The organism is Rhodovulum sp., assembly GCF_011048875.1.
GTDB lineage: Bacteria > Pseudomonadota > Alphaproteobacteria > Rhodobacterales > Rhodobacteraceae > Rhodovulum > Rhodovulum tesquicola.
Window position 1 is genome coordinate 1 of sequence record NZ_DSDD01000345.1, and the last position, 8,125, is coordinate 8,125.

Below are 8,125 nucleotides of genomic sequence, written 5' to 3' on the forward strand. Positions count from 1 at the left end.
CGCTGTCGTAAAGGGTCTTCTCGGCCATCGGGTCGCTCAGGGCATACCAGTTCTGCAGGAAGCAGACCCGCAGCATCACCTCCAGCGGCATCGGTGGCCGGCCGCCCTTCGGCCCAGCCTTGGGATAATGCGGCGCGATCAGTGCCAGCAGCCGACACCAGGGCACCACCGCGTCCATCTCCGCCAGGAACTGCTCGCGCCGCGTGACCTTCTTCCTCATCGCGTCGCGCAGGCCGGGAAAGGCGGGCTGTTTCGGCATAGGTGGGGCTTCTTGCAGGGATGTCCCAGCCTACCAGATCAGGCTGAAATCGGGAGGTTTTTCAGACCTTCCTTTACTTCATCGAAATAAATTACTCGCAAGTTGCCTCACTGATCCAGGAAACTCCGCAACTTCCGCGACCGGCTCGGATGCTTCAGCTTGCGCAAAGCCTTCGCCTCGATCTGGCGGATGCGTTCGCGGGTGACGCTGAATTGCTGGCCGACTTCCTCCAGCGTGTGGTCGGTGTTCATGCCGATGCCGAAGCGCATGCGCAGCACGCGTTCCTCGCGCGGGGTCAGCGAGGCCAGAACCCGGGTCGTGGTTTCCTTCAGGTTCTCCTGAATGGCCGAGTCCAGCGGCAGGACCGCGTTCTTGTCCTCGATGAAATCGCCAAGCTGGCTGTCCTCCTCGTCGCCGATGGGGGTTTCCAGAGAAATCGGTTCCTTGGCGATCTTCATCACCTTGCGGACCTTTTCCAGCGGCATCTGGAGCTTTTCGGCCAGTTCCTCGGGCGTCGGTTCGCGGCCGATCTCGTGCAGCATCTGGCGGCCCGTCCGCACCAGCTTGTTGATCGTCTCGATCATGTGGACGGGGATGCGGATCGTGCGCGCCTGATCCGCGATCGAGCGGGTGATCGCCTGCCGGATCCACCACGTCGCGTAGGTCGAGAACTTGTAGCCACGGCGGTATTCGAACTTGTCCACTGCCTTCATCAGGCCGATATTGCCTTCCTGAATGAGATCCAGGAATTGCAGCCCGCGATTGGTGTATTTCTTGGCAATGGAAATCACCAGCCGCAGGTTCGCCTCGACCATTTCCTTCTTGGCCTGGCGGGCTTCCTTTTCGCCCTTCTGCACCTGGTTGACGATGCGGCGGAATTCCTGGATGTCGACGCCGACATACTGACCGACCTGCGCCATCTCGGCGCGCAGGTCCGCCACTTTCGGACCCGAGCGTTCGGCGAAAGCCTGCCAGCCGCGGCCCGCCTTGTCGCGCATCCGCTCCATCCAGAGCGGATCAAGCTCGTGGCCGCGATATTCCTCGATGAATTCGCGCCGGTTGATGCGGGCCTCGTCGGCCAGCTTCACCATGGCACTGTCGATCTGCATGATCTTGCGGTTGATGCCGTAAAGCTGATCGATCAGCGCCTCGATCCGGTTGTTGTGCAGGTGCAACTCGTTCACCAGCACAACGATCTCTGCGCGCAGCTTCTGGTATTCGGCCTCGTCACGCGGCGAGAAGTGCAGCGCCTTGTTCAGCGTGGCCTGAATGCGCTTGTCCTGGACCCGGGACAGCTTGACATAGTCATGGGCGATCCGGTCGAGCGTTTCCAGCACGCGCGGCTTGAGCACGGCCTCCATGGCGGCCAGGCTCATGTTGGCCTGTTCGTCGTCCTCGTCCTCGTCCTCGCGCCGGATCGGGTTGCCATCAGCGTCCAGTTCGGGCTCGGACTCGGATCGGGTCGACGTGCCGGTGCCGGTGCCGGAAGCGCTCTCAACGTCCAGCCCCCCGACAACCGGCTCGTCGTCGTCGCCCTCGACCGACCGGCCGAAGGTGGCTTCAAGGTCGATCACGTCGCGCAGCAGGATGTCCTCGTTCAGAAGCTCGTCGCGCCAGATCGTGATCGCCTGGAAGGTCAGCGGGCTTTCGCACAGCCCCGCGATCATCGTGTTGCGCCCGGCCTCGATCCGCTTGGCGATGGCGATCTCGCCCTCGCGGCTCAGCAATTCGACCGAGCCCATCTCGCGCAGATACATCCGCACCGGGTCGTCGGTGCGGTCCAGAGTCTCGGACTGGCTGGTGGCGACGGCAACCTCGCGCGAGGACGAGGTTTCTACCACTTCGGTCGAGCCTTCCTCGGGCTCCTCGGCGTCCTCGTCGGAATCGATCACGTTGATGCCCATCTCGGACAGCATCGACATGACGTCCTCGATCTGTTCCGACGACACCTGTTCGGGCGGCAGGACCTGGTTGAGCTGGTCATAGGTGATATAGCCGCGCTCCTTGGCGTCGGCGATCATCCTCTTGACCTGGGCCTGGCTCATGTCGAGCGAGATCTCGGGATCCTGCTCGTCGGTCTTGCGGTCGTCGGCGTCTTTTGCTGCCATGAAATGCTCCTTGCGGGGGAGGCTGATTCGTTCGGGCCGTTGAACCCGACTCATTAGCGCGAATCATCGGGAAGGCCACCCGATTCCCCTGATGTTGCTGACGTTTCCCGGTCGACTGCGCCCCGAATGCGTCGCTTTCCCCGGCTGTAGTCGATTCGGTCCAGCAATTCGGCGAAGGCGTCCTTCTCGTCGCGGCTGATCCGGGCGCCGTTCGGGCCGATCTCGTAATCGGTGCGATCCTCGCTCTGCCTGCGTCCCGCGCGGTTGCGCGCCTCCGCCGCCTGGCCCAGACGCCAGGTCAGCCCCTCGTCGACGAGACCCTGAAGATCGTGCATCGCTTCCTCGATCTCCCGTTCCGCGCCCCGTGTCGCCGACAGCTTGGCCAGTTCCTCGGCCAGGCACAGAGCCGCCTTGGCGGCATCTCCGGGGTCGCGGATCGGCGGGGCTATGCGGACATGGCCGAGGGCAAACAGCTTTTCAAGGGGCTCGCGGCCGACACGGGCCTCGATCGCGGCGCGAAAGGCGGCGGGGGCGGCGCGGTGGACGGCATGGGCCTCGGCCAGCAGCGCGGCCAGAAGCCCCGCATGCTCGGCCACACCACAATCCAGCCGTTCCAGTTCGCTCTCGAATTCGGGGATCAGCGCGGGATGCGCGATCAGCGTCGCCAGGATCACCGCCTCGCGCAGGTCTTCCTCGAACCGCGCGGGGGCGGCGACAAGCGCGGAACCGCGCGTGCTGGACCGCGGCGCGGCGGGGGCCGGGCGGCCCTTCCATTCGCCCTTGCGGGCGGGGCCGCGGGCGGGACGGAACAGGCTCCAGCGCAGGCGGTTGATCTCCTCGCCGTAATGGCGCCGCAGCGAGGGGTCCTTGATCCGGACCAGCACCTGCCGCAGGTCGCGGTCCAGCGCGGCGCGGCGCTCGGGGCTGTCAAAGGACTTGCCCTCGGTCTCGCGCTCCCACAACAGCTGCACCATCGGGCGCGCGGCCTCGATCAGCTTGGCCATGGCCCCCGCCCCGCCGCTGCGGATCACGTCATCGGGGTCCTGCCCGGGCGGCATCAGGGCAAAGCGCAGCGCATGGCCCGCCTCCAGCAGCGGCAGCGCCAGGTCGATCAGGCGGCGCGCCGCATTGATCCCCGCCCTGTCGCCATCGAGTGCGATCACCGGCTCGGGATGGATGCGCCAGAGCAGGCGCAATTGCGCCTCGGTGATCGCGGTGCCCAAGGGCGCGACCGCCGCCGTGAATCCCGCCTCGGCCAGCGCGATCACGTCCATGTAGCCCTCGGCCACGATCAGCGTCTGGCCCTTGCCCGCCGCCTCGCGCGCGGGGCCGTGGTTGAACAGGTTCAGCCCCTTGTCGAAAAGGTCCGTCTGGGGCGAGTTCAGGTATTTCGCGCTGTCCGCCGGGTCCATCGCCCGCCCGCCGAAGGCAATGGCACGGCCCCGCGGGTCGCGGATCGGGAACAGGATGCGGTTGCGGAACACGTCATAGGGCTCGCCGCCCTTGTCCGACCGGCGGGCAAGCCCCGCCCCCAGGATCAGGTCCTCGCTCACGCCCCGGCCGCGCAGATGCGTCCACAATCCGCGCCAGTCGGGGGGCGCAAAGCCGATCTCCCAGCGGTCGCGCGCCGCCTCGCCCAGCCCGCGCCGGTCGAGATAGGCCCGCGCCTCGGCCGCGGCGCCGCTGCGCAACTGCATCCGGTAATGGCGCAGCGCCTGCTCCATGACCTCGGCCAGTTGCGTGCGCCGGTCGGCCTTTTGCTGTGCCTGCGGATCGCGCGCAGGCATCTGCATCCCCGCCTCGCGCGCGAGGATCTCCACCGCCTCCATGAAGCCGACATTCTCGGTCGCCTGCACGAAGGACAGCGCGTCGCCCTTCGCATGGCAACCGAAGCAGTAATAGAATCCCTTGCGGTCATCGACGTGGAAGCTGGCCGTCTTTTCCTGGTGGAACGGGCACGGGGCCCACAGGTCGCCCTTGCCCTGGTTCGACTTGCTCTGGTCCCACATGACCTTGCGGCCCACGACCCCGGCCAGCGAGACGCGGCTGCGAAGCTCTTCGAGAAATCCGGGGGGCAGGCTCATGCCCGTCAATATCGGGCGCGGGCCGGGGCCTGTCCAGTCGCCACGCGCCCGGAACGGGCGCGCCGGGCCCAACGCCTTGCGCGGCCCGCAAGGGCTGCGCAAGGGGGCGGGAGCGCCCGGCCATGGTCCGCATCGACACCATCGCATGGCCAGGGCGGCCGAATCAGCTCGGGCGACCGGCGGAAACCGGGACCGGGCGGCGTTGGGATGGCCGTCGTCCTCCGCCCGCACCCGGCGCCGTCCGGTTCCGGGCGGGCGGTGTATCCCCCGGGGCCCGTACGATTGTTTCGCGCATTCCGATATTCCCCTCCAAGCGCCGCGACCTTGTACGAAATCCGCCGGAAATCAGGGTGAACCCAACAGCTTCCGCCCCAATTTCGCCACAACTCCCTGGTTTAGTATGCAGGCGCGATTTCCGTGCCGCTACTGGCCCGCCGGGCCCAGAGACCGAGGACGATTAAGATGTCGATTGCCCCGAGGACCCGCTTTTTCCCGATGCGCGCAGGGCGGCGTGAGGCCCTGGCCCGCTTCCGGCGGGACGAGGCCGGGGGGCTGATCATCTTCTCGCTGTTCATCCTCGTTGCGATGATACTGGCCGCGGGGCTGGCGATCGACTTCATGCGATACGAGCACACGCGCGCACGGCTTCAGAACACGATGGACCGCGCCGTGCTGGCCGCCGCCAGCCTACGCCAGACCCGGGACGCCAAGGCCGTTGTCGAGGATTATTTCGAGAAGGCGGGCCTCAAGGACTATCTGGGTCCCATCAAGGTCGAGGAGGATCTGTCCTCGGGCACCGCCGCCTACCGCAAGGTGCGCGCGTCCGCCAGTGCGACCCTGCGACCGATTTTCCTGTCTTTCCTCGGCATGAACGAAATGTCGGTCATCACCAGCAGCGCCGCCGAAGAGGGGATCAGCGATCTCGAGATCTCGATGGTTCTGGACGTCTCCGGCTCGATGGGCTGGTCCGCGGCCTCGGGTAATACGCGAATTCACGACCTCAAGGAGGCGGCCAAGGATTTCGTCTACCACATGCAATGCAACCCGAATGCCAGCCGCGGATCGGACAAGCCCTGCGAGGTCGAGCATGGCAAGGTCTCGATCTCGATCGTGCCCTATTCCGAACAGGTAAATGCCGGCCCGCACCTGCTGTCGCTGTTCAACGTCACGAACGAGCATGCCTCATCGCATTGCGTCGACTTCTCGTCGGACGACTATACCCGCGTCAGCCTTGGCGATTACGTCTCCGACCCGCTTTCGGGGCTGCCGCCCGCGCCCCAGAACGTGCTCATGCGCACTGGCCATTTCGACCCCTGGAGGCGCTATTACCGCACGCCACGCAGCTGGTCCTGCAACATCCAGAGCGAACGCTGGATCAAACCGCTGATCGACAGTCACACCAAGGCATATGATGCGATCGACGCGCTGATCGCCCAGGGCAACACCTCGATCGACGTGGGCATGAAATGGGGGGCCGCGCTGCTCGATCCCGGGATCCGCTCGGTCGTGGACAGCCTGACCTCGACGCCTGTCGCGACCAGCTCCAGCGAGATGCTGGTCGATCCGGCCCTGCGCGGGCGGCCCTACAATTACGCCCAGAGCTACAATGCCAAGGCCATCATCCTGATGACCGATGGGCAAAACACCACCCAACACTATCTCAAGACCCAGTATCGCGACGGCCCGTCGGTGGTCTGGCACTACGACAAGGCGGACGGCACGCCGGGCGATCCGGTCTATTCGGTCTACAATGCCGGCCGCGACCAGTATCGCTGGGTCAACAAGGACGGCAGCGATTACAAGTCGGGCTGGTTCGACAACGTCTATATCGGCGAACCGCAACAAACCTGTGGATACCAGACCGTTTACTACTATGACCGGTTGCGGAATCTGAAATCGCGCCAGGAATGGGTCTGCACCGAGACCGGGCCGCCGGACGGCACGCCGCGTCAGCTCGGTTATCCGGAGGTGTGGTCGACCTTCACCACCCAGTGGTTCGGCCGGTTCAGCTGGCTCGAGAAGCCGGTGCTCTCGCATGGCAGGGCGATCAAGGACGCGCGACTGCTGGACATCTGCAACGCCGCCAAGGCCAGGGACATCCTCGTCTACACCATCGGTTTCGAAATCGGAGGCGGCAGCGGCGAGGAGGAACTGCTGAGCAAATGCGCGACGACAGTCAACCATTTCTTCCTGGCCGACGGGCTGAACCTGTCCGACACGTTCGGCGCCATCGCCTCGTCGCTGAACCAGCTGAGGCTGACCGAATGAGAGCATGTCCGGGACTCCTGCCCCGAATCGCGCGCGCGCTGCGCCGGGAGGAGGGGACCGCCAGCATCGAGGTGGTCCTCGCCCTGCCGATCGTGATGATGATGTTCCTGATGGGGCTCGAGGCATCGATCCTGATGACCCGCCAGCTGCTGCTGGAACACGCGCTCGACGTCTCGATGCGCGAGGTGCGGCTGGGCAGGCATCCCGGCCTCGATCACGACCGCTTCAAGGAGATCGTCTGCAGTCAGGCCAATCTCTTTCCCGACTGCAAGAACGTGGTCCGGATCGAGATGACCCCCGTGTCGAAAACCACCTGGACCCTGCCGGACGCCGTGGCGACCTGCGTCGACCGCCGCGCCCCGATCCAGCCCGTCACCAATTTCACCCAGGGCCCGCAGAACACCCTGATGATGGTGCGCGCCTGCGTCGTCGTCGACCCGTTCTTCCCGGGGGTCGGGCTCGGGCTGAGGCTGCACAAGGCCTCGGGCGACGGCTATGCGCTGGTGGCCACCTCGGCCTTCGTCAACGAACCCGGCGCGGGGGTCTGAGAGATGCCGCGCGCCCTGCTCGCCCCATTCCGCCGCTTCGCCCGCGACACCAGCGGCAACATGGTGATCGAGCTGCTGCTGATGCTGCCCCTGTTTCTGTGGGTGCTGCTCGGCATCATCACCTATTTCTACGGCTTCCACATGAAGACGATCAACCTCAAGGGGGCCTACACCGTCTCGGACCTGCTGAGCCGGGAAATGGAGGGGCCGATCACCCCCGCCTATATCGAGGGGCTGGACAGCATCTTCAACTATGTCACCAATACGGCCGACCCCCTGGGACGTCTGCGCGTGACGGTGGTCACCTGCACCGACAAATGCGACAAGGACGACACGGGCCGCGAACTCGATATCGACTGGTCCTACGGCACCAATGGCCTGACCCCGATGACCAAGACCGATCTGAACACGATCTTCGAGGCCAGCATACCGCTGTTGCCAGCGAATGATCGCGTTATCCTGGTCGAAACCCAGGTGCTCTACCGGTCGCCGGTCTCGCCGATCTGGTTCGGGGTCGGCGACATCCAGATGGAAAGCTTCGTCGTCACCCGGCCGCGCTTCGTGCCCAAGCTGGAGTGGGAAAACAGCTAGCCTGAATTATACACGAGGATGTGGTGAGGGTAGCGTAAGCTTTTGAAAGCAGGTATTTTTCGGTTGTCGAAGCCAGAAAGTCCAGTTTTCAAGGCAGCCCCCCCTCACCATGAGTCAGTCTACGTCAGGAAGGTCTGAAAAACCTGCCGATTTCAGCCTGATCTGGTAGGCTGGGACATCCCTGCAAGAAGCCCCACCTATGCCGAAACAGCCCGCCTTTCCCGGCCTGCGTGATGCGATGAAGAAGAAGGTCACGCGGCGCGAGCA

The 8,125-nt window shown here is 65.0% G+C and carries 6 protein-coding genes; 3 read left to right on the forward strand and 3 right to left on the reverse strand.

Annotation, left to right across the window (positions count from 1 at the left end):
• The 3 genes from ENN83_RS12090 to dnaG all read right to left on the reverse strand — a co-directional run.
• The coding region (locus ENN83_RS12090) for a transposase (protein WP_287187356.1) at positions 1 to 259 on the reverse strand (259 nt) is incomplete at its 3' end.
• A 107-nt stretch (positions 260 to 366) separates the two neighbouring features.
• The gene (rpoD, locus tag ENN83_RS12095; protein ID WP_287187357.1) at positions 367 to 2,367 is read right to left on the reverse strand and encodes an RNA polymerase sigma factor RpoD; all 2,001 of its coding nucleotides are present in this window, start codon (positions 2,365 to 2,367) and stop codon (positions 367 to 369) included.
• 53 nt (positions 2,368 to 2,420) lie between these two features.
• Positions 2,421 to 4,451, reverse strand: coding sequence for a DNA primase (gene dnaG / locus ENN83_RS12100; protein WP_287187359.1), 2,031 nt, complete (start codon positions 4,449 to 4,451; stop codon positions 2,421 to 2,423).
• A gap of 462 nt (positions 4,452 to 4,913) precedes the next feature.
• Between dnaG and ENN83_RS12105 the strand changes: the two genes are divergently transcribed.
• The 3 genes from ENN83_RS12105 to ENN83_RS12115 are packed head-to-tail and all read left to right on the forward strand — an operon-like array spanning position 4,914 to position 7,858.
• The gene (locus ENN83_RS12105; protein ID WP_287187360.1) at positions 4,914 to 6,719 is read left to right on the forward strand and encodes a TadE/TadG family type IV pilus assembly protein; all 1,806 of its coding nucleotides are present in this window, start codon (positions 4,914 to 4,916) and stop codon (positions 6,717 to 6,719) included.
• Positions 6,716 to 7,267: a TadE/TadG family type IV pilus assembly protein gene (locus ENN83_RS12110; protein WP_287187361.1), complete on the forward strand. Its 552-nt coding sequence runs from the start codon at positions 6,716 to 6,718 to the stop codon at positions 7,265 to 7,267. Before ENN83_RS12105 ends, ENN83_RS12110 begins: the two co-directional genes overlap by 4 nt.
• A 3-nt stretch (positions 7,268 to 7,270) precedes the next feature.
• Positions 7,271 to 7,858, forward strand: a complete 588-nt coding sequence (locus ENN83_RS12115; protein ID WP_287187362.1) for a TadE/TadG family type IV pilus assembly protein — start codon at positions 7,271 to 7,273, stop codon at positions 7,856 to 7,858.
• The last annotated feature ends 267 nt before the right edge of the window (positions 7,859 to 8,125 follow it).

Coding starts and splice junctions, on each gene's coding strand:
- ENN83_RS12115 (WP_287187362.1), top strand. CDS start 7,271: ATGCCGCGCGCCCTGCTCGCCCCATTCCGCCGCTTCGCCCGCGACACC.
- ENN83_RS12110 (WP_287187361.1), top strand. CDS start 6,716: ATGAGAGCATGTCCGGGACTCCTGCCCCGAATCGCGCGCGCGCTGCGC.
- rpoD (WP_287187357.1), bottom strand. CDS start 2,367: ATGGCAGCAAAAGACGCCGACGACCGCAAGACCGACGAGCAGGATCCC.
- ENN83_RS12105 (WP_287187360.1), top strand. CDS start 4,914: ATGTCGATTGCCCCGAGGACCCGCTTTTTCCCGATGCGCGCAGGGCGG.
- dnaG (WP_287187359.1), bottom strand. CDS start 4,451: ATGAGCCTGCCCCCCGGATTTCTCGAAGAGCTTCGCAGCCGCGTCTCG.